16 protein-coding genes and 5 tRNA genes are annotated in these 19330 nt (G+C 70.1%); 13 read left to right on the top strand and 8 right to left on the bottom strand.

Annotated features, from left to right (window positions below):
• Positions 1-2 precede the first annotated feature (2 nt).
• Together ABT171_RS31880 and ABT171_RS31875 are read left to right on the top strand one after the other, a co-directional pair.
• The gene (locus ABT171_RS31880; RefSeq protein WP_351249865.1) at positions 3-656 is read left to right on the top strand and encodes a DUF2637 domain-containing protein; all 654 of its coding nucleotides are present in this window, start codon (positions 3-5) and stop codon (positions 654-656) included.
• Between the two features lie 153 nt (positions 657-809).
• The gene (locus ABT171_RS31875; RefSeq protein WP_351249864.1) at positions 810-938 is read left to right on the top strand and encodes a hypothetical protein; all 129 of its coding nucleotides are present in this window, start codon (positions 810-812) and stop codon (positions 936-938) included.
• Positions 939-1502: 564 nt separating this feature from the next.
• On the opposite strand, the gene ABT171_RS31870 is transcribed toward ABT171_RS31875, so the two are convergent.
• From ABT171_RS31870 to ABT171_RS31850, 5 genes are all read right to left on the bottom strand, one after another.
• A tRNA-Lys gene (locus ABT171_RS31870) sits at positions 1503-1575 on the bottom strand.
• 110 nt (positions 1576-1685) lie between these two features.
• The gene (locus ABT171_RS31865; protein WP_351249863.1) at positions 1686-3200 is read right to left on the bottom strand and encodes an amino acid permease; all 1515 of its coding nucleotides are present in this window, start codon (positions 3198-3200) and stop codon (positions 1686-1688) included.
• Positions 3201-3321: 121 nt separating this feature from the next.
• Entirely contained in the window at positions 3322-5520 is a 2199-nt protein-coding gene (locus ABT171_RS31860; RefSeq protein ID WP_351249862.1) for a DEAD/DEAH box helicase, read from the bottom strand.
• 245 nt (positions 5521-5765) lie between these two features.
• Entirely contained in the window at positions 5766-6278 is a 513-nt protein-coding gene (locus ABT171_RS31855) for a hypothetical protein (RefSeq protein WP_351249861.1), read from the bottom strand.
• A gap of 163 nt (positions 6279-6441) precedes the next feature.
• Positions 6442-6792: a metallopeptidase family protein gene (locus ABT171_RS31850; RefSeq protein ID WP_351249860.1), complete on the bottom strand. Its 351-nt coding sequence runs from the start codon at positions 6790-6792 to the stop codon at positions 6442-6444.
• 124 nt (positions 6793-6916) lie between these two features.
• On the opposite strand from ABT171_RS31850, the gene ABT171_RS31845 reads away from it, so the two are divergent.
• From ABT171_RS31845 to ABT171_RS31805, 9 genes are all read left to right on the top strand, one after another.
• On the top strand, positions 6917-8539 hold the full coding sequence (locus ABT171_RS31845; protein ID WP_503077279.1) for a metallophosphoesterase family protein: 1623 nt from the start codon (positions 6917-6919) through the stop codon (positions 8537-8539).
• Positions 8540-8619: 80 nt separating this feature from the next.
• Positions 8620-8692, top strand: a tRNA-Glu gene (locus ABT171_RS31840).
• Positions 8693-8728: 36 nt separating this feature from the next.
• Positions 8729-8803, top strand: a tRNA-Asp gene (locus ABT171_RS31835).
• A 24-nt stretch (positions 8804-8827) separates the two neighbouring features.
• Positions 8828-8901, top strand: a tRNA-Phe gene (locus tag ABT171_RS31830).
• A gap of 69 nt (positions 8902-8970) precedes the next feature.
• Entirely contained in the window at positions 8971-9171 is a 201-nt protein-coding gene (locus ABT171_RS31825) for a DivIVA domain-containing protein (protein WP_351249858.1), read from the top strand.
• Positions 9168-9536 (top strand): hypothetical protein, encoded by a 369-nt coding sequence (locus ABT171_RS31820; protein WP_351249857.1) that lies wholly within the window; start codon positions 9168-9170, stop codon positions 9534-9536. Before ABT171_RS31825 ends, ABT171_RS31820 begins: the two co-directional genes overlap by 4 nt.
• A 56-nt stretch (positions 9537-9592) precedes the next feature.
• Positions 9593-13537, top strand: a complete 3945-nt coding sequence (gene hrpA / locus ABT171_RS31815; protein WP_351249856.1) for an ATP-dependent RNA helicase HrpA — start codon at positions 9593-9595, stop codon at positions 13535-13537.
• A gap of 97 nt (positions 13538-13634) precedes the next feature.
• Positions 13635-13709 (top strand) — tRNA-Asp (locus ABT171_RS31810).
• A 362-nt stretch (positions 13710-14071) separates the two neighbouring features.
• On the top strand, positions 14072-14263 hold the full coding sequence (locus ABT171_RS31805; RefSeq protein WP_351249855.1) for a DUF6274 family protein: 192 nt from the start codon (positions 14072-14074) through the stop codon (positions 14261-14263).
• A 458-nt stretch (positions 14264-14721) separates the two neighbouring features.
• On the opposite strand, the gene bldC is transcribed toward ABT171_RS31805, so the two are convergent.
• Both bldC and ABT171_RS31795 read right to left on the bottom strand, forming a co-directional pair.
• Positions 14722-14928 (bottom strand): developmental transcriptional regulator BldC, encoded by a 207-nt coding sequence (gene bldC, locus ABT171_RS31800; RefSeq protein ID WP_003949541.1) that lies wholly within the window; start codon positions 14926-14928, stop codon positions 14722-14724.
• Positions 14929-15459: 531 nt separating this feature from the next.
• A complete protein-coding gene (locus ABT171_RS31795) occupies positions 15460-16302 on the bottom strand; it encodes a DUF8083 family protein (RefSeq protein WP_351249854.1) in 843 nt (280 codons plus the stop codon).
• A 212-nt stretch (positions 16303-16514) separates the two neighbouring features.
• Here ABT171_RS31795 and ABT171_RS31790 point away from each other — a divergent pair, with 212 nt between their 5' ends.
• Both ABT171_RS31790 and ABT171_RS31785 read left to right on the top strand, forming a co-directional pair.
• On the top strand, positions 16515-17621 hold the full coding sequence (locus tag ABT171_RS31790; RefSeq protein WP_351249853.1) for a Leu/Phe/Val dehydrogenase: 1107 nt from the start codon (positions 16515-16517) through the stop codon (positions 17619-17621).
• A 290-nt stretch (positions 17622-17911) separates the two neighbouring features.
• Complete coding sequence (locus ABT171_RS31785; RefSeq protein ID WP_351249852.1) at positions 17912-18163, top strand: DUF3073 domain-containing protein; 252 nt, start codon at positions 17912-17914, stop codon at positions 18161-18163.
• A gap of 66 nt (positions 18164-18229) precedes the next feature.
• Here the strand turns inward: ABT171_RS31785 and purM are convergent, their stop codons facing one another.
• Complete coding sequence (purM, locus tag ABT171_RS31780) at positions 18230-19297, bottom strand: phosphoribosylformylglycinamidine cyclo-ligase (RefSeq protein WP_351249851.1); 1068 nt, start codon at positions 19295-19297, stop codon at positions 18230-18232.
• Between the last annotated feature and the right edge of the window lie 33 nt (positions 19298-19330).

Here is a 19330-nt window from a genome sequence, read left to right as displayed (position 1 = left end):
TCATGGACAGGATTCAGGACGAAGACATCTTCAGCGACTCCGAGTTCAGCACGATCGAGATAGAGTGGGACCCGGTCGAAGAGCTGGCCCAGATGCTGTCCGCGGCGTCCGGCGCGAATCCCGAGCCGAGCCCGCCGCACGAACGGTCCAGCCACAGACGGAACCGGCGGCGGATCCGCACGGAAACCCGCTCGCCCGAGAACAATCGCAGCGCTCACGTCACCCTCTTGATCGCGACGATCTCGGTGTGCGCAATCTGCATGTTGGGCTGGTCGTTTTCCTATTCATACACCCAGCTCCGCGCCACCGCTTCTTCCGTACTGCCGATGAGACTGGCCCAGTGGTGGCCGCTGACGGTGTACGGGCCGTGGCTCGTGGCGGCCCTGTCCATTCTGCGGGCCACCGTGCAGAGTCGGAGTGCGCGCAGATCGTGGGGTGTGCTGCTCGGCGCCTCCGCCATGGCCGTCGCCCTGTGCGTCAGTCATTCATCACATTCACCGCTTTCACTGATCATCTTCGGAATTCCACCGATCACCGCGCTGGTGTGTTTCTGGGAGATCGTCGGACAGGTCTCGTCCAAGGTGTCCAAGCCCCGGCACGCCGCACACAGTCGGCGGAACTCCAAGCCGCAAGGGCCGACGTTCGACACTCCCTGAAGTACGGCGTCCGGACCGGCCGCGGTCGGTCCGGACGCCGCCCACGGTCACCGACCGTGTTCGTTCGACATGCGGAGCGTGCAGGTCTACGCGAGCCTGGGCTCACCCCCAAGACACCTGTCTTGCCGGAGGACCCAGAAAGGACCATTCGCCATGCGACACATCTCCGCCCTCTTCGTCGCCGCGCTCCTCGCGGCACTTGCGATCCCCGCCGGTACCGCTGCGGCCGCCGACGGCCACATCTGCGATACCCACACGATTAGCTCGCTGTGCTGGCGGTAACCCCTTCTTGAACGTGGACAGGCCGTCGACCGCGGAGGTCACGGCCTGTTCGCGTGCGTGACGGAGGCGGCGCCGCATCCTCGTCGCCCATCCCCGCGGGTGCGACCGGAACCCGGCGACACTCGGCTGCGTGGCCCGGGGGAATTCGGCGGTCATCAGCATCAACGGCCGGTCCAGGTCGGTGGTGACCGTCGGCGGGCAGCCCGGCCGAAGTCGACGGACGGCGCCGGTACGCGGGGGGAGCCGAACTTCCGTACCTCCACGAGGCGTTGCCCGAACCCGCTCTGGGCGACGTCGTACGCCCCGATCCCCACCAGCCCCAGGACAGCGAGGTTCGCCGCCGCCCTGGGCCACCGATAGACCATCACCGCCGGCTCGATCCCGGTGCCCGGCGGCGCGGACTGCCCCAGTTCGAGGCCGAGCAGGTCGCGCGCCGAGGCGAGCGGATGGTGGCCGGCACCGCGCAGACCGCGGTCCCGGGAACAAGGCAGCGCCCGAGCCGACCGAAGCCGACTCAGGCGCTGCGTAGCAGGTCAGAGGGGGTAACCCCTCCCCCGCGGCCCGTAGGCCCTGTGGGACTCGAACCCACAACCAATGGATTAAAAGTCCACTGCTCTGCCAATTGAGCTAAGGGCCCACGCGATGTTGCCTGTCCGAGCATAGCCGGACGAGGCCGAGTCTCCGATCGGGTATCGGTGACCCGGCCGCGTCAGGTGGGGTTCGGAACGGGAAGAGGGGGCCGGATGGTCACTTTTCGACCAGTGCCGGAGCGGCGGCCCGCTCCCCGCCGAGGAACCAGTGGCGGGCCGAGGCCAGCCACCAGGCCGCGGCGAAGCCGAGGACGACCAGGACGGCGACGGGGGCGTAGTTGAAGGTCTTCCAGGTGACCGGGGAGACCTGCGGGAGCATGAAGAGGATCGTGATCACGACCACCCAGGCCACCGATACGACGCCGGTCGGGACCGACCAGCGGCCCAGGTGCCACGGCCCGCGTTCGAAGGCGGCGCCCCGGCGCAGGCGCAGGAAGGTCGGGATGACGTACGCGATGTAGAGGCCGATGACCGCGATCGACGTCACCGCCGCGTACGCCGTCGAGTTGATCAGATAGGGCAGGCCGAGAGCCAGGGCGCCCAGTGCGGCCAGCCAGACCGCCGCCACGGGGGTGCGGGTGCGCGGGCTGACCGTGCGCCAGACACGGGAGAACGGCAGCGCGCCGTCGCGCGAAAAGGCGTAGATCATGCGGCTGTTGGCCGTCACCGACGCCATGCCGCAGAAGAGCTGGGCGCCGATCACGACCAGGAGCAGGAGTTTGCCCGTCGTCGCTCCCAGGGCGTCCAGGAGGATCTGGGCCGGGGGCGCGCCCGTCGGGGACGTCAGTTCGCCGTCGTACGACTGGATCGCGAACGTGAAGCCCAGGAGGAGGACGAAGCCCGCTATCCAGGACGTCCAGATCGAGCGGACGATGCCTTTCGGGCCCGCCGTGGACGCGTCGTGGGTCTCCTCGGTCATGTGGGCGGAGGCGTCGTAGCCGGTGAAGGTGTACTGCGCCATGAGGAGGCCGAGGAGGACGACGTACGGGCCGCTGCCCCAGCCGGTCTCGTTGACGAAGCGGGTGAACACGAAGGACGTCGACTGGTGGTGGTCGGGGACGAACGCCAGCGCGCCGACGATCACCGCCACGCCCAGTACGTGCCACCACACGCTCACGCTGTTCAGGAACGCCACGATGCGCACACCGAAGGTGTTCAGCAGGCCGTGGAGGACGAGGATCGCCGCGAACAGCAGGACCGTGCGGACCGGTGTCACCGCGTAGTCGAACTGGAGGTTCAGGTACGCGCCCAGGAAGGAAGCCGCGCCGAAGTCGATGCCCGCGGTCACCGCGACCTGGCCCAGGACGTTGAACCAGCCGGTGAACCAGGCCCAGGCCGCCGCCGAGCGGGGTGGGGCGAGGCGGTGGGCCCAGAAGTACAGGCCGGCCGAGGTGGGGTACGCCGAGCAGATTTCGGCCATCGAGAGGCCGACGAACAGGGTCAGCAGGCCCACCGCCACCCAGCCCCAGGTGATCACCGCGGGGCCGCCGGTGGTCATGCCGAAGAGATAGAGGGTCAGGCAGCCGGACAGCACCGAGATGATCGTGAAGGAGACGGCGTAGTTGGAGAACGCCGACATCCGGCGGGCGAGGACCTGGGTGTAGCCGAGCTGGGCCAGCCGCTCCTCGTCCGAGAGGCCGTGGGTCCCGTTCGCTCTCGCGTCTTCTGTCATGCCCCCAGCAATTCCCTCAGTGGGGGCGTGACATGCGTCACCCGGTGACTGAAAAGGGCCCGTACGACCGGAGTCGTACGGGCCCTCGTCGGGTCACTCGGCGTCAGCCGTGTGCGTTTCGTCAGCCGTTGCGCTTCCAGCGCGGCTTGTCCTCGCGGCGGCCGAACGAGCCGTTGCCGCGGTGGTCGTCACGGCGGCCGTAGGGGCGCTCGTGGCCGCCGGAGCGGAAGCCCGGGCGGTCGTCGCGGCGGTCGCGGTTGAACGGACGGTCGCTGCCCCGGTGCCCACCGCGCTCGTCCCGGCGGAAGCCGCCCCGGTCGTCACGGCGCTCGAAGGTGCGGCCACCGCGGTCACCACGGTCGTTGCGGTCGCCCCGGTCGTTGCGGTCACGGTCGAACGGGCGACGGTCGTCACGGCGCTCGAAGCCACGGCCACCGCGGTCGTCACGGCGCTCGAAACCGGCACGGTCGTCACGGCGCTCGAAGGTGCGGCCACCGCGGTCACCACGGTCGTTGCGGTCGCCCCGGTCGTTGCGGTCGCGGTCGAACGGGCGACGGTCGTCACGGCGCTCGAAACCACGGCCACCGCGGTCGTCACGGCGGTCGAAGGAACGGTCGCGGTCGAACGGACGGCGGTCGTCACGCCGCTCGAAACCACGGCCACCCCGCTCGCCCCGGTCGCCGCGCTCGAAGCCACGCTCGCCGCGGTCGTCACGGCGGTCGAAACCGCGACGCTCCCGGCGCTCGTACGGCGCCGAAGCCGCCGGGCGCTCCTCGCGCTCGGTCTCGCGCTCCGCCGGCTCCTGGGCCACGGCGAGCTCCTCGGCCGCCGTCGCCTGCGCCTGGGCCACCGCGGCCTCGGGGTCCTCGCCGCGCTCGCGGGCGACCCGGGCCACCAGCCGGTCGGACTCCTCACGCAGCTCGGTCGCACGGCGCTGGGCGCGCTCCAGCTGCTTGGTGAGCTGGGCGACCTCGCGCTCGGCCTGCTGGGCGGCGTTGGCGGCGGACTCGGCCTGGACCTCGGTCATGGAGCGGGCGCCGGTGATCTCGGCGACCTCCGGGTCGAAGGCGGCGCCGCCCTGGATGATGTGGCGGGCCGCGTCGACGCCGGCGTCCTCCATCAGGCGGAAGATCTGGCGCCGCTGGTGCGGCAGGGAGAGGGAGACGACCGTGCCGGTACGGCCCGCACGGGCGGTACGGCCGGCGCGGTGCAGGTAGTCCTTGTGGTCGCCGGCCGGGTCCACGTTCAGGACCAGGTCGATGCCGTCGACGTGGATGCCGCGCGCGGCGACGTCCGTCGCGACCAGGACGTTGACGTAACCGTCCTTGAAGTCGGCCAGGGTGCGGGTGCGGGCGCCCTGGGTCATGCCGCCGTGCAGCGCGTCGGCCTTCACACCGGCCTCGCGCAGCTGCTCGGCGACGCGGTCGGCGCCCAGCTGGGTGCGGACGAAGATGATCGTGCGGCCCTTGCGGGAGGCGATCGCGGCGGTGACCGGCGCCTTGTCCTTGGGCTTCACGATGAGGATGTGGTGCGACATGGTCGTCACCGCGCCCTGGGCCGCGTCCACCTCGTGCAGGACGGGCTCGTTCAGGTAGCGGTCGACGAGGGTCTTGATCTCGTTCTCCATCGTGGCGGAGAAGAGCATGCGCTGGCCGCCCGCCGGGACCTGGTCGAGCAGCTCGGTGACCTCGGGCAGGAAGCCGAGGTCGGACATCTGGTCGGCCTCGTCCAGGACGGCGATCTGCACGTCCTCCAGGGAGCAGGCGCCGCGGTTGATGATGTCGCGCAGACGGCCCGGGGTGGCGACGAGGATGTCGACGCCGCGCTCCAGGGCGTAGATCTGGTTGCCCATGGAGGTGCCGCCGCAGACGACCTTCATCTTCAGGCCGACGACGTCGCCGTACGGCTGGAGGGCGTCGGCGACCTGCATGGCCAGTTCGCGGGTCGGGGTGAGGATGACCGCGCGGGGGCGCTTCTTCTCGGTGCGGCCGCCGGCCAGCTGGGCCAGGGTCGGCAGACCGAAGGAGAGCGTCTTGCCGGAGCCGGTGCGGCCCCGGCCGAGGATGTCCTTGCCGTCCAGGGCGTCCGGGATGGTCGCGGCCTGGATCGGGAAGGGGGTGGTCACACCGTTCTGCGCCAGCTTGCGCACGACGCCCTCGGGGAGGCCGAGGTCGGCGAAGGTGGTCTGGGGGGTCTGGGTCTGGGGGGTGTCAGCGGCCTCGGGGGCCTCGGTGACCTCGGTCGTCACGTCGACGAGCTCGTTCTCGATCTCGATCTCGTTCTCGGACACGACGATCTGGTCAGTACTGGACACGGACATGCGAATGCGAAACCTTCCGGAGTCTCTTCGGCACGCGCCCGTCAACTCCGTGATTCGCTCACGACCGCCTCAATGCGGTCCGCCACGGCAAAGGAGAGTACGCGCCACACGGCGCGCTCTGTGATGGCGCCGGGCAAATGGGATCAAACGATCTACCACCATACGCACTCACCACCCCTGAAGGCAAACCGAGTCTCATCGTCGCAGGTCAGCCTGGCAAGCACGGTTCCACTCAGCACCGTCGCTCACGCCGGTGCGCCAGCCGTGGGCGCCGGCTCGCGCTGGACGAGCTGCGGTCCGGTCCCCTCGTGCGCCGAGGAGGACGGCTCGGCCGACGGCGGCTCGGACGTCGGCGGGGGCGGGGTGGGGGACGGGGGCGGCTCGGGCGGGGCGGAGGTGACCGGCGGAGCCGACGGGGCCTTGGTCGGCTGCGGGTCCACGGGCTCTGGGGTCTTCGGCGGTTTCGCGGGGGCCGCGGGGGAGCTGTCCTCGCCGGAGGGGGTCGCCGACGCGGAGGCCCGCTTCTCCGGCTTCGCCCTGCCCCCGTGCCCGTGCTTGCCGTCGACCGCCGCGCCGTTGTGGCCGAGGCCGCCGGCGTCGACCACCGGGCCGCCGTCGGGCGCCTTGCCGCCGTGCTGCCCCGCCGAGTGCGAGGGCCTGGCCGGGCCCGCGGCGTCACCCACGTTCACACAGCCGGCGGCAGCGGCGAGGGCCAGCACCGTGACGGTGAGCCGGACGGGTACGGGCAAGGGGCGCACGGCGGCCACCTCCGAGGCGAGGAAAGGAGTCAACCTCCCCAACTCCCGCTACCCACAAGAGGACACGCGCCGCACCCGCATCCCCGCACGCGTCACCGCTCAGCCACAGCGTCCACGCCCACTCCACACCCGTCCACGCCCACGCCCGGCCCCATCCCTCCGCTCACCCATAGCCGAGGGTGTGCAGCCGGGCGTCGTCGATGCCGAAGTGGTGGGCGATCTCGTGCACCACGGTCACCTCCACCTCCGCGACGACGTCCGCGCGGCTGGTGCACATTCTCAGCGTGGGTCCGCGGTAGACGGTGATCCGGTCCGGCAGCACCCCCGCGTACCACTCGCCGCGTTCCGTGAGCGGCGTCCCCTCGTACAGCCCGAGCAGCTCGGGGTCGTCGGCGGGCGGTTCGTCCTCCACGAACACCGCCACGTTGTCCATGAGCCGCGTCAGCTCCGGCGGGATCCGGTCGAGCGCCTCGGCGACCAGTTCCTCGAACTCCTCGCGCGTCATCTCCAGCACACGGTCATTGTCCGGTACGAGGCGCTCGCGGGAGCGTCCCCGACGGGCCGGGAGAGGCCCGTACGGGGCCGACAGGCGCCCGTATGTCCGCATATCCACGCAGGGCCGCGGGCATACGGCACCAATGGTCCGCGTCCCGGTCGCAGCCCTCCGCACGATGACGAACCGCATGACGAGCCGCATGACGAACCGCATGACGAAGACGAACCGCGTGCCCGCCGCCTGCCGCCGCAGCCGCCCCCTGTCCGTCCCGGATCCCGCCCCCGGCCCCCGCCCCTGGCTCAGCGCCCTCGGCCTGACGGCCGTCGTCCTGCTCGGCGCCTGGCTGGGCCTGCTGATCGTGGGGAACGTACGGGCCCCGGTCGGCCCCATGGACACGACGATGGCGCTGCGCCCGTCCCTCACCGGCGGCACGAGGATCAACATCTCGCCGCTGGGCGCGCTCTCCCTGGACAGCCATGTGGCACCGGTCCGCCTGGACGTGAACGTGGACCAGCTCGACCCGCTCCGCTCCCAGGCCCTGGTCGACCACCCGGAGCGGATCTCCGGCCTCCAGGACGAGGTCGCCCAGGACGTCGAGCACGGCACGCTGGACCTGGCCGTACGCTCCTGTGCCGCCGTGGTCGCCGGCGCCATGGCCCTCGGCCTCGCCGTCTACCGCAGCCCCCGCAGGGCCCTCGCGGCCGGCGGCCTCGCCCTGGCCCTGCTGGCGGCGTCCGGGGCGAGCGCGTACGCCACCTGGAACCCGAAGTCGATCCTGGAGCCGAAGTTCTCCGGGCTGCTCAGCTCCGCGCCGCAGGTGGTCGGCAACGCGCGCAGCATCGTCACCGATTTCGACGTCTACCAGCAGGAGCTGGCCCGCCTGGTGACGAACGTGACGAAGCTCTACGACGTCACCTCCACGCTCCCGGCCTACCAGCCGGATCCCTCCACCATCCGGGTCCTGCACGTCTCGGACATCCATCTCAACCCGGCGAGCTGGAAGATCATCTCCTCGCTGGTGGCGCAGTACAGGGTGAACGTGATCGTCGACTCCGGCGACACGATGGACCACGGTTCGGCGGCGGAGAACGGCTTTCTGGACCCGATCAGGGACCTGGGCGTGCCGTACGTCTGGGTGCGCGGCAACCACGACTCCCGGACCACCCAGCGCTATCTGGAGCGGATGAAGAACGTGCACGTCCTGGACGACGGCCGGGCCCGGACCGTCGCGGGCCTGCGCTTCGCGGGCATCGGCGACCCCCAGTTCACCCCCGACCGCTCGGTGGTGCCCGGCGGAGACGCGGCCGAGCGACTGGCCGGCGACCGGCTGGCCAGCGCCCTGCGCGACCAGCGGGCGGCCGGGAAGCCGGTCGACGTCGCGATCGCGCACGAGCCGGTCGCGGCCCGCGAGACGGACGGCGAGGTGCCGCTGGTGCTGTGCGGCCATCTGCACCACGAAGGCGACGAGAGGCTCCCCTACGGCACCCGGCTGCGCATGGAGGGCTCCACGGGGGGAAGCGGGCTGCGGGCGGTGCAGGGCAAGTACCCCGCTCCCATCGAGGCCTCGATCCTCTACTTCGACCGCGACAGCCGCCGCCTGCAGGCCTGGGACGCGATCAAGCTGGGCGGGCTGGGCGAGACGACGGCCGAGGTCAGCCGCCACCTGGCCGACGAAGCCCTCGGCCATCGGCACCACCGCGAGCGACCAGGCACCACACCCGCCCCGACGCCCCCTTCACGCACCTCTCCCGCGCCCTCGCCGTAAACCGTTTTGGCGATACTCCCCGCCATCCCATATGCTTCTCACGTCCCCGACGCGCTGAGAAGCGCCCAGGCGGGCCGATAGCCCTCATCGTCTAGCGGCCTAGGACGCCGCCCTTTCAAGGCGGTAGCACGGGTTCGAATCCCGTTGGGGGCACGTAACACCGTGTGCGACACTGTTGCACACACGCTTGGTCCTGTGGAGCAGTTTGGAGTGCTCGCCACCCTGTCAAGGTGGAGGCCGCGGGTTCAAATCCCGTCAGGACCGCTGGTGTTTCACGTGAAACACCGTGGCTGGGTAGCTCAGTTGGTACGAGCGTCCGCCTGAAAAGCGGAAGGTCGCCGGTTCGACCCCGGCCCCAGCCACAGCCAGAAGGCCCCGTTCAGCGAACGGGGCCTTCGTCGTACTGACCGTGCTGGTCTGCAGGAGGATCCGTGGCAGATGACTTCCGGGGGTTCGACATCGCTCGGCGCGGATACGACCGCGCCCAGGTGGACGCCTATCTGACCCGGCTGACCTCGGGTACGGCACCCGAGGCGACGCCGCCCGTCTTCGAGATCGTCCGGCGCGGATACGACCGGGTGCAGGTGGACGCGCGGATCGCACAGCTGCTGAACGGGGGAACGGGCAGATGAGCCAGGATCAGGCCGCCGCTCTGCCGGCCGACACCCAGCTGGAGAAGGTCCGCGCGCGTTACGGGCTGCTCGCAGTCGTGATCAGCAATCTCGCGATCGTCGCCGTCGCGCTCTTCGGGGTGTGGCGGCTCGGCGGGGACAAGTCCGTGATCGTCGGCATCCTGACCGCCGCGTTCACCGCCATGAGCAGCATGACGACCGCCTACCTGGGCATCAAGGCCGTTTCCAACACGGCGAGGTCGATCGCGCTCGGCCGGCAGAACGCGGCGCTCGCCTCCGCACCGCCGGTCTCCGCACCGCCGGTCTCCGCACCACCGGCCGCGGCACCGCCGGCCGCCGGGCCGCCCGGCCAGCCCGCCCCCTAGGCGACGCGGCAAATCGTTCGCGTGTTTTTCGGACGGGGTGAGATCCTGGGTCGCGTATGTCTACGCATCCCGCCCCCGCCCTCGGCACCCTCGCCCCCCGTCTGACCGGACTGTCGCTGCGCGACGCGCACCGGCTCGGTCGGCGGCTTGAGGGCGCGCGCAAGATCCGCAAGCCGGAGGCCCGCGCCGCCGTCCTCGTCGAGATCGAGGCCGAGATCGGCCGGGCCGAGGAACGGATCGGTGAGCGGCGTGCCCGCGTGCCCGCCGTCACGTACCCCGAGCAGCTGCCGGTCAGCCAGAAGAAGGACGAGATCGCGGCGGCCATCCGCGATCACCAGGTCGTCATCGTCGCCGGTGAGACCGGTTCCGGAAAGACCACGCAGATCCCGAAGATCTGTATGGAGCTGGGCCGTGGCGTACGCGGCATGATCGGGCACACCCAGCCCCGTCGTATCGCCGCCCGGACCGTGGCCGAGCGGGTCGCGGAGGAGCTGAGGACGCCGCTCGGCGAGGCCGTCGGCTGGAAGGTGCGGTTCACCGACCAGGTGAACCCGGACGCCACGTTCATCAAGCTGATGACGGACGGCATCCTGCTCGCCGAGATCCAGACCGACCGCGAGCTGCGCGCCTACGACACGATCATCATCGACGAGGCCCACGAGCGGTCCCTCAACATCGACTTCCTGCTCGGTTATCTGGCCCAGCTGCTGCCCAAGCGGCCGGACCTCAAGGTCGTCATCACCTCGGCGACCATCGACCCGGAGCGCTTCTCGCGGCACTTCGGCGACGCGCCGATCGTCGAGGTCAGCGGCCGGACGTATCCGGTGGAGGTGCGCTACCGGCCCCTCCTGGAGGAGGAGAGCGACGACGCCGACCGGGACCAGATCACCGCGATCTGCGAGGCGGTCGAGGAACTCCAGGCCGAGGGCCAGGGCGACATCCTCGTCTTCCTCTCCGGCGAGCGGGAGATCCGGGACACGGCGGACGCGCTGGAGAAGAAGAAGTACAGGTTCACGGAGATCCTGCCGCTGTACGCCCGGCTGTCCCACGCCGAGCAGCACCGCGTGTTCCAGCCGCACACCGGGCGCAGGATCGTTCTGGCCACCAACGTCGCCGAGACCTCCCTCACCGTCCCCGGCATCAAGTACGTCATCGACCCCGGCTTCGCCCGGATCAGCCGCTACAGCCACCGCACCAAGGTCCAGCGGCTGCCCATCGAGCCGATCTCGCAGGCCAGCGCCAACCAGCGCAAGGGCCGCTGCGGGCGGACGAGCGACGGCATCTGCATCCGGCTGTACAGCGAGGACGACTTCCTGGCCCGCCCGGAGTTCACGGACGCCGAGATCCTCCGTACGAACCTCGCCTCCGTCATCCTGCAGATGACCGCGGCCGGCCTCGGCGACATCGAGAAGTTCCCGTTCATCGACCCGCCGGACCACCGCAACATCCGCGACGGCGTCCAGCTGCTCCAGGAACTGGGCGCGCTGGACCCGGCCCAGAAGGACGTGCGCAAGCGGCTCACCGACACCGGCCGCAAGCTCGCCCAGCTGCCCGTCGACCCGCGCCTGGCCCGCATGGTCCTGGAGGCGGACAGGAACGACTGCGTCCGCGAGGTCATGGTCATCGCCGCCGCGCTGTCCATCCAGGACCCGCGCGAGCGCCCGGCCGACAAGCAGACCCAGGCCGACCAGCAGCACGCCCGCTTCAAGGACGAGACCAGCGACTTCCTCGCCTACCTCAACCTGTGGCGGTACGTCCGCGAGCAGCAGAAGGAGCGCGGCTCCAGCTCCTTCCGCCGGATGTGCAAGCAGGAGTACCTGAACTTCCTGCGCATTCGCGAATGGCAGGACATCTACACCCAGCTGCGGACGGTCGCCAAGCAGATGGGGATCCACGTCAACGAGGGGGACGCCCCGGCCGACCGCGTCCACGTCTCGCTCCTCGCCGGCCTGCTCTCCCACATCGGGATGAAGGACGTACGGGACGGCAACAAGAACGAGTACCTGGGCGCCCGCAACGCCAAGTTCGCGATCTTCCCGGGCTCGGCGCTGTTCAAGAAGCAGCCGAAGTTCGTGATGTCGGCCGAGCTGGTCGAGACGAGCCGGCTCTGGGCGCGGGTCAACGCCAAGATCGAGCCCGAGTGGGTCGAGCCACTGGCCGGACACCTGCTCAAGCGGACGTACAGCGAACCGCACTGGGAGAAGGACCAGGCGGCCGTGATGGCGTACGAGAAGGTCACGCTGTACGGCGTCCCGATCGTCGCCCAGCGGAAGGTCAACTACGGCCGGATCGACCCGGAGACGAGCCGCGAGCTGTTCATCCGCAACGCGCTCGTGGAGGGCGACTGGCGCACGCACCACAAGTTCTTCGCCGACAACCGCAAACTCCTCAGTGAGGTCGAGGAGCTGGAGCACCGCGCCCGGCGCCGGGACATCGTCGTCGACGACGACACGCTCTTCGACTTCTACGACCAGCGGGTGCCCGAACACGTCGTGTCCGGCGCGCACTTCGACTCCTGGTGGAAACGGAAGCGGCACGAGCAGCCGGACTTCCTGGACTTCGAGCGGGAGATGCTCATCCGGGAGTCGGCGGAGGCGGTGACGAAGGCCGACTATCCGGACTCCTGGCAGCAGGGGCAGCTCACGTTCCGGGTGACGTACCAGTTCGAGCCGGGCGCGGACGCGGACGGTGTGACGGTCCACATCCCGCTCCAGGTGCTCAACCAGGTCACGTACGAGGGTTTCGACTGGCAGATCCCGGGCCTGCGCGAGGAGGTCGTGACGGAGCTGATCCGCTCCCTGCCCAAGCCGATCCGCCGCCACTACGTGCCCGCGCCGAACTACGCGAGGGCGTTCCTGCAGAAGGCGGTGCCGTTGCAGGAGCCGCTGACGGTCACCATGGCCCGCGAGCTCAAGCGGATGGTCGGCGTGCCCTTCGAGGCGGACGACTTCGACTGGTCGAGGCTCCCCGACCACCTCAGGATCACCTTCCGGATCGTCGACGAGCGGCGACGGAAGCTGGCCGAGGACAAGGACCTGGAGGCGCTGAAGCTGCGCCTGAAGCCGAAGGCCCGCAAGGCCCTCAGCCAGGCGGCAGCGGCGACGGCCTCCCGTGAGGGCGGTGAGTCCCTGGAGCGCAAGGGCCTGACCGACTGGACGATCGGCACGCTGACCCGGGTCTTCGAGACCCGCCGCGCCGGCCAGCCGGTCAAGGCGTACCCGGCGCTGGTGGACGACGGCGACACGGTCTCCGTACGGCTCTTCGACACGGAGGCCGAACAGGCCGAGGCCATGTGGAAGGGCATCCGCCGTCTGATCCTGCGGAACATCCCGGTGAACCCGGCGAAGTTCGCGTCGGACAAGCTGACGAACGCCCAGAAGCTGGCGCTCTCCGCGAACCCGCACGGTTCCGTCCAGGCGCTGTTCGACGACTGCGCGATGGCGGCGGCCGACAAGCTGATCGCGGACTTCGGCGGCCCGGTGTGGGACGAGGAGTCGTACCGGAAGCTCTACGACAAGGTGCGCGCCGAGATCGTCGACACGACGGTCCGCGCGGTCGCCCAGGTGCAGCAGGTCCTCGCGGCCTGGCAGGCCTGTGAGCGCCGTCTGAAGGCCGTGCGCAGCCCCACGCTCCTCGCAAACCTGACGGACGTCCGCAAGCAGCTGGACGCCCTGGTGAAGCCCGGTTTCGTGACGTGGGCGGGCATACGACGCCTCCCCGACCTCATGCGCTATCTGGTGGCCGCCGACCGGCGCCTGCAGCAGATGCCGACGGGCGTCCAGCGGGACACCACCCGCATGGAGAAGGTCCACGAGATGCAGGACGAGTACGCCTGGCTCCTGGAGCAGCTGCCCCAGGGCAGCCCGGTGCCGCAGCAGGTCCTGGACATCCGCTGGATGATCGAGGAACTCCGGGTCAGCTATTTCGCCCACGCGCTGGGCACCGCGTACCCCGTCTCCGACAAGCGGATCGTGAAGGCGATCGACGCGGCCGTACCGTAACCGATCGCGTACAGGGGGTGAGTTCGACCAGGCGGCCCCACCTCCTGTACAGTCTCTTCTCGCAGCGCAACGCAGCAAGCCAAGCGCCGCGAAACCTGGTCCTGTGGAGCAGTTTGGAGTGCTCGCCACCCTGTCAAGGTGGAGGCCGCGGGTTCAAATCCCGTCAGGACCGCAGCAAGGAAAGGCCCTCATCCCATCGGATGGGGGCCTTCCGCGTATCCGGGGACCGCGCCGGGCAGCAGCCCCCACCCGCCGGACGCGAGCTTCCCTCACGGCCTCGGGGCCTCAAGGGCCCGCATGGGCGGCGTACGCGGGCCCCTTCGCGTGTCACCGACCCTTCGGGGCCGACCGGCGCTGACAGCCCGTCCAAGGGGCCGTCAGCGCCCAAGGTGGCGCCTGCCGGTCTCGCGGGCGGCGGTACGGGCGGTGGGGTACCGGCTGGGCCGGCGGAGCCCCCTGCCCTTGACGGCGGCACAGTGCACCGGTACCCAGGGACCAGGGCCCGTTCCCCTGTGCGGTCCGCGGAGGTGGCGTATGGCGGCATCGGCCAGGCACGAGACGCGGGCACTGCTGAGGGCGCACCTGTCGGCCGCCTCGTCCTACGGGCATCTCACCCGCCACTGCCCCATCTGCCACCACCTGCTGCGGCTGGCCATGGACGCCGGCCCCCGGGCCGCGGAACCGGGCGACGAGGAAGCCGAGAGCGACAGCCCCCGCAGCGCATGACCCACGCGGCCCAACACCCCGCCCTGCGTGGGACGCTGGAACGGGCCGCTCCACTAGCGCACACGTGCCGCCGGCAACAACCGCCGGGCCGTGTGACGGGAGTCACCGCATGAGTTTTTGAAAGGCCGGTACTTAACCCTGCCCTACAACTGGTCAATTTAATATGTGCAATTGCACCGACCCCGCGGGTCATGCACAGCGGTTCCGACAGCGCCGCCCAGACTCCGACAAGGCCGCTCACGGCGGTCCGGCCGGTACCCGGCCGGCGCACAAAAAAGATCGCGCTGGACCCGGCGGAGTCCAGCGCGATCTACGACGCACCCTGTGTCGCTGCCTACAACGTTCTCTTCGGCCTGGGCGAGGGTCCTGTTGGGGCAGGTCCCGCGTCGCTTGGAGCTAGCGTTCCGGGCGCCTCGGCGGGTTGGGGGACCAGCCGTATTGCCCGGTTATGCGATGGTTCAGGCCTCGCTGCGCTGCTGCGGGATGCCCGCGAGCAGAGCGCGGACCTCGGCCTCGCGGTAGCGGCGGTGCCCGCCGAGCGTACGGATGGACGTGAGCTTGCCGGCCTTCGCCCACCGCGTGACCGTCTTGGGGTCGACGCGGAACATGGTGGCGACCTCAGCCGGGGTCAGCAGCGGCTCGGCATCAGGGGTGCGAGCGGTCATGAGCGGCCTCCTCGGGAGAACCGAACCTTCTCGGTTCTTTCCTCTAAATTCTGCACCTTGACCCGCGTTGCCCGAAATGGCGGACGCGAGTCGAGTCGGTTATAGGACGAACGGCTTGTCCTCGGCACTACAACTACACCATCCGTCCAGCCGCGTCGGCCAAACCGATGGAATTGCCCTCCCAGGTGTTCATCAGCGACGGATGCCGATGGACCATGCCATAGCGGACAGTCACGCCACTGTGACGATCAGTCACAGGGCGATCAGGAGTCACCAGACCCCCCAAAGCGTGCAATGCTGAGAATCCGCCCACAGTGGAGCATAGTTGGACGGACGGAGCCCTCCCCGGACTCCTTGTCCTATTTTGGCATGAGGGGCGGCACTTAGGGCAAGGCTCTTGTACGTGCCGTCCGTCACCCTTGAGACAAAAGTCCAGATCGGGACCAACGCCCCGTCAGATGAGCAAGTGCCGTAGACCGTACGTCGTTCGACGCCGTTCGAGCCGTGACGTACGTCACTCGGTTACGTCACTCAGTTCGCCGAACGCCGGTCCCGTACCGCCCGCCACCGCTCCACGAGCCGCACATAGACCTCTCCGGCCGCCGCCCCGTCACCCCGGCGCAGCGCCTCGATGCCCTCGGCCACCTCCGCCGCCGAGTGGTCGCCCTCCAGCTCGCCGGCCGGCAGGACGTGCACCAGGCCGCCGTAGTCCAGCTCCACCAGCGAGCGCGGGTGGAACTCCTCCAGCCAGCGGCCGACGTCCAGCAGGCCGTCGATCAGCGGGCCCTCCTCGACGGTGTCCCTCAGCGTGCGCAGGCCCCGCGCCACCCGGCGCCGGGCCTGCACCATGGGCGTGCGGTAGCGCAGCAGCGGCGGCACCTCCCCGGTGCCCTTGTCGTACCGCCGCTCCTCGTCGGAGACCAGCACGAACCAGTTCAGCGGCACCTGCCAGGTCGCCGTACGGATCCACGGGCGGGCGTCGGGGTTGCGGGCGAGCCAGCGCTCGTAGTCCTGGGCCGCCTGGCCGCGTACGACCGGGGGCAGCACCGCGTCCAGGACCGCCGCCGGAAGCTCCTCCGCCAGCTCGCCGAGCGCCTGCCAGCCGCGCAGCCGGGTCCGCCAGGGGCACACGCAGACCACGCCGTCGACCTCCGCCACGAACGCGTCGCCGCTCTCGTGCACCGGTACCGCGACCGGCGGGGTCGGCAGCAAGTCCGCCAGGGAACGGCGCAGTTCGTCCTGGTAGGAGGGGCGGTCGGGGCGGCGGGCGTAGCGCGCCCAGTGGCTGCGCTCCGGCTCCGGGAAGGCGGCCAGCGGCTCGTACACGCGCAGGTACGCGGCATAGGGGACGACCACGGAGGACACCTTCGGCACGCCTGCTCCCTCCCCATCGGGCCCCGCTCGAAAACCGCTGCAAAACCACTGCAAATCGTGCCACGGTCATGCGTGCACAAGAGGCCCGGGAGAGTGATCCTGAACACTGCACGGATGGTGGTCGCGCCAAGGCTCTACGCTCATGCCACGGCACCCCGCCACCTGTACGGGGTCCGACCCCACTCGCCGCTCTTTACACAGGAGTCACCACAGTGACCGACGTAATTGGCGCACCTGCTGATGTCCTGCACACCCTGTTCCAGTCGGACCAGGGCGGCCATGAGCAGGTCGTGCTCTGCCAGGACCGCGCGACCGGCCTGAAAGCCGTGATCGCCATCCACTCCACCGCCCTGGGCCCGGCCCTCGGCGGCACGCGCTTCTACCCCTACGCGACCGAGGCCGAGGCCGTCGCCGACGCCCTCAACCTCGCCCGCGGCATGTCGTACAAGAACGCCATGGCCGGCCTCGACCACGGCGGCGGCAAGGCCGTGATCATCGGCGACCCGGAGCGCGACAAGACCGAGGAACTGCTCCTCGCCTACGGCCGCATGGTCGCCTCGCTCGGCGGTCGCTACGTCACCGCGTGCGACGTCGGCACCTACGTCGCCGACATGGACGTCGTGGCCCGCGAGTGCCGCTGGACCACCGGCCGCTCCCCCGAGAACGGCGGCGCCGGCGACTCCTCCGTGCTCACCGCCTACGGCGTCTACCAGGGCATGCGCGCCTCCGCCCAGCACCTGTGGGGCGACCCCTCGCTGCGCGGCCGCAAGGTCGGCATCGCCGGCGTCGGCAAGGTCGGCCACCACCTGGTCAAGCACCTGCGCGACGAGGGCGCCGAGGTCGTCGTCACGGACGTGCGCGCGGACGCCGTGCAGCGGATCCTGGAGCAGTACCCGGCCGGCGTGACGGCGGTCGCGGACACCGAGGCGCTGATCCGGGTGGAGGGGCTGGACATCTACGCCCCCTGCGCGCTCGGCGGCGCCCTGAACGACGACTCCGTCCCGGTGCTCACCGCCAGGGTGGTCTGCGGCGCGGCCAACAACCAGCTCGCGCACCCGGGCGTCGAGAAGGACCTCGCCGACCGCGGGATCCTCTACGCGCCGGACTACGTGGTGAACGCCGGCGGGGTCATCCAGGTGGCCGACGAACTGCACGGGTTCGACTTCGACCGGTGCAAGGCCAAGGCGGCGAAGATCTTCGACACCACGCTGGCCATATTCGCACGTGCGAAGGAAGACGGGATTCCGCCGGCCGCCGCGGCCGACCGGATCGCCGAGCAGCGGATGGCCGAGGCGCGCGCCGGACACGCCGCGCAGTGACCCGGTCGCACAGGTGAGCGGTACCCGTCGGCGGGAACTTCGAGAGAACTCTCACTTCCACCGGCGGGTCGTTCCCCGATAAGTGGTTAAAATCGCCACTGACCAGCGAGGACGGGGCGCCTCGAAGGTCCTGGGCACACGCGCGTGCTGCGGGCGACGTACCGTATGGGCGCGGGCTCAGGTACCGTGGAAGCCCTACGGACCGGCCTCTCCGCGGAGGGTCCGTTCCAGATCATGAACGCGTGTCAGACTCTGGGGCCATCAAGCCCCGTCACCGAGGGGGTCGAGCCATGGGGCGCGGCCGGGCCAAGGCCAAGCAGACGAAGGTCGCCCGCCAGCTGAAGTACAACAGCGGTGGGACTGACCTGTCACGGCTGGCCAGTGAACTGGGCGCATCGACTTCGAGCCAGCCGCCGAACAGCGAGCCGTTCGAGGACGATGAGAATGAAGAGGACGATCTTTATTCTCGTTACGCCGACCTCTATGAGGACGACGACGAGGATGAGGACGACAGTCCCTCACAACATCGTCGCGGCGCTTGACCTTGCACTGAGCACTCGCCCGGTCGGTGGCACTGCCACCGACCGGCTTCTGTGCTACCCGCAGGTTCAGCCGGCGTAGTCGCCGACCATTTCCGCGCCGGTCTCCTTCTCGCCCCGCTCGGTGATCTCGCCGGCGACCCATGCGTCGACCCCGCGGTCGGCCAGGGTCGCGAGGGCCACCTCGGTGGACTCCTCGGGGACGATCGCCATCATGCCGACGCCCATGTTGAGGGTCTTCTCCAGCTCCAGGCGCTCGACGTTCCCGGTCTTCCCGACCAGGTCGAAGATCGCGCCCGGGGTCCAGGTGGAGCGGTCGACGGTCGCGTGCAGCCCGTCCGGGATGACGCGGGCCAGGTTGGCCGCGAGTCCGCCGCCGGTGATGTGCGAGAAGGCGTGCACATCCGTGGTGCGGGTCAGGGCGAGGCAGTCCAGCGAGTAGATCTTCGTGGGCTCCAGCAGTTCCTCGCCCAGGGTGCGGCCGAGCTCCGCGATCTCCGTCTCCAGGGCCAGGCCCGCCGTGTTCAGCAGGACGTGGCGGACCAGGGAGTACCCGTTGGAGTGAAGCCCGGAGGACGCCATGGCGATCACCGCGTCACCCTTGCGGATGCGATCCGCGCCGAGCAGCCGGTCGGCCTCCACAACGCCCGTACCGGCGCCGGCGACGTCGAAGTCGTCCTCGCCCAGCAGGCCCGGGTGCTCGGCCGTCTCACCGCCCACCAGGGCGCACCCGGCGAGCACACAGCCCTCCGCGATGCCCTTCACGATGGCGGCGACACGCTCGGGGTGGACCTTGCCGACGCAGATGTAGTCGGTCATGAACAGCGGCTCGGCGCCGCACACCACGATGTCGTCCATGACCATGGCGACCAGGTCGTGGCCGATGGTGTCGTAGACGCCCATACGGCGCGCGATGTCGACCTTCGTGCCGACGCCGTCCGTGGCGGAGGCGAGCAGCGGGCGCTCGTAGCGCTTGAGGGCGGAGGCGTCGAAGAGCCCGGCGAAGCCGCCGAGGCCGCCGAGGACCTCGGGGCGCTGGGTCTTCTTCACCCACTCCTTCATGAGTTCCACGGCGCGGTCGCCCGCCTCGATGTCGACGCCCGCCGCTGCGTAGCTGGCACCAGTGTTCTCAGACATGACTGTGAGAGCTTTCGTGTCGTACTGCAGGGT

It is taken from the genome of Streptomyces sp. NPDC001851 (assembly GCF_040297165.1).
Classification (GTDB): Bacteria; Actinomycetota; Actinomycetes; order Streptomycetales; family Streptomycetaceae; genus Streptomyces.
This window is presented reverse-complemented; position numbering and strand designations above follow the sequence as displayed.

What these genes read in the sequence shown, in the direction of transcription:
- bldC (WP_003949541.1), bottom strand. Translation starts at nt 14,928, where the DNA reads ATGACCGCTCGCACCCCTGATGCCGAGCCGCTGCTGACCCCGGCTGAG.
- purM (WP_351249851.1), bottom strand. Translation starts at nt 19,297, where the DNA reads ATGTCTGAGAACACTGGTGCCAGCTACGCAGCGGCGGGCGTCGACATC.
- ABT171_RS31860 (WP_351249862.1), bottom strand. Translation starts at nt 5,520, where the DNA reads ATGTCCGTGTCCAGTACTGACCAGATCGTCGTGTCCGAGAACGAGATC.
- ABT171_RS31805 (WP_351249855.1), top strand. Translation starts at nt 14,072, where the DNA reads ATGGCGGCATCGGCCAGGCACGAGACGCGGGCACTGCTGAGGGCGCAC.
- hrpA (WP_351249856.1), top strand. Translation starts at nt 9,593, where the DNA reads ATGTCTACGCATCCCGCCCCCGCCCTCGGCACCCTCGCCCCCCGTCTG.
- ABT171_RS31785 (WP_351249852.1), top strand. Translation starts at nt 17,912, where the DNA reads ATGGGGCGCGGCCGGGCCAAGGCCAAGCAGACGAAGGTCGCCCGCCAG.
- ABT171_RS31875 (WP_351249864.1), top strand. Translation starts at nt 810, where the DNA reads ATGCGACACATCTCCGCCCTCTTCGTCGCCGCGCTCCTCGCGGCACTT.
- ABT171_RS31820 (WP_351249857.1), top strand. Translation starts at nt 9,168, where the DNA reads ATGAGCCAGGATCAGGCCGCCGCTCTGCCGGCCGACACCCAGCTGGAG.
- ABT171_RS31865 (WP_351249863.1), bottom strand. Translation starts at nt 3,200, where the DNA reads ATGACAGAAGACGCGAGAGCGAACGGGACCCACGGCCTCTCGGACGAG.
- ABT171_RS31845 (WP_503077279.1), top strand. Translation starts at nt 6,917, where the DNA reads ATGGTCCGCGTCCCGGTCGCAGCCCTCCGCACGATGACGAACCGCATG.
- ABT171_RS31880 (WP_351249865.1), top strand. Translation starts at nt 3, where the DNA reads ATGGACAGGATTCAGGACGAAGACATCTTCAGCGACTCCGAGTTCAGC.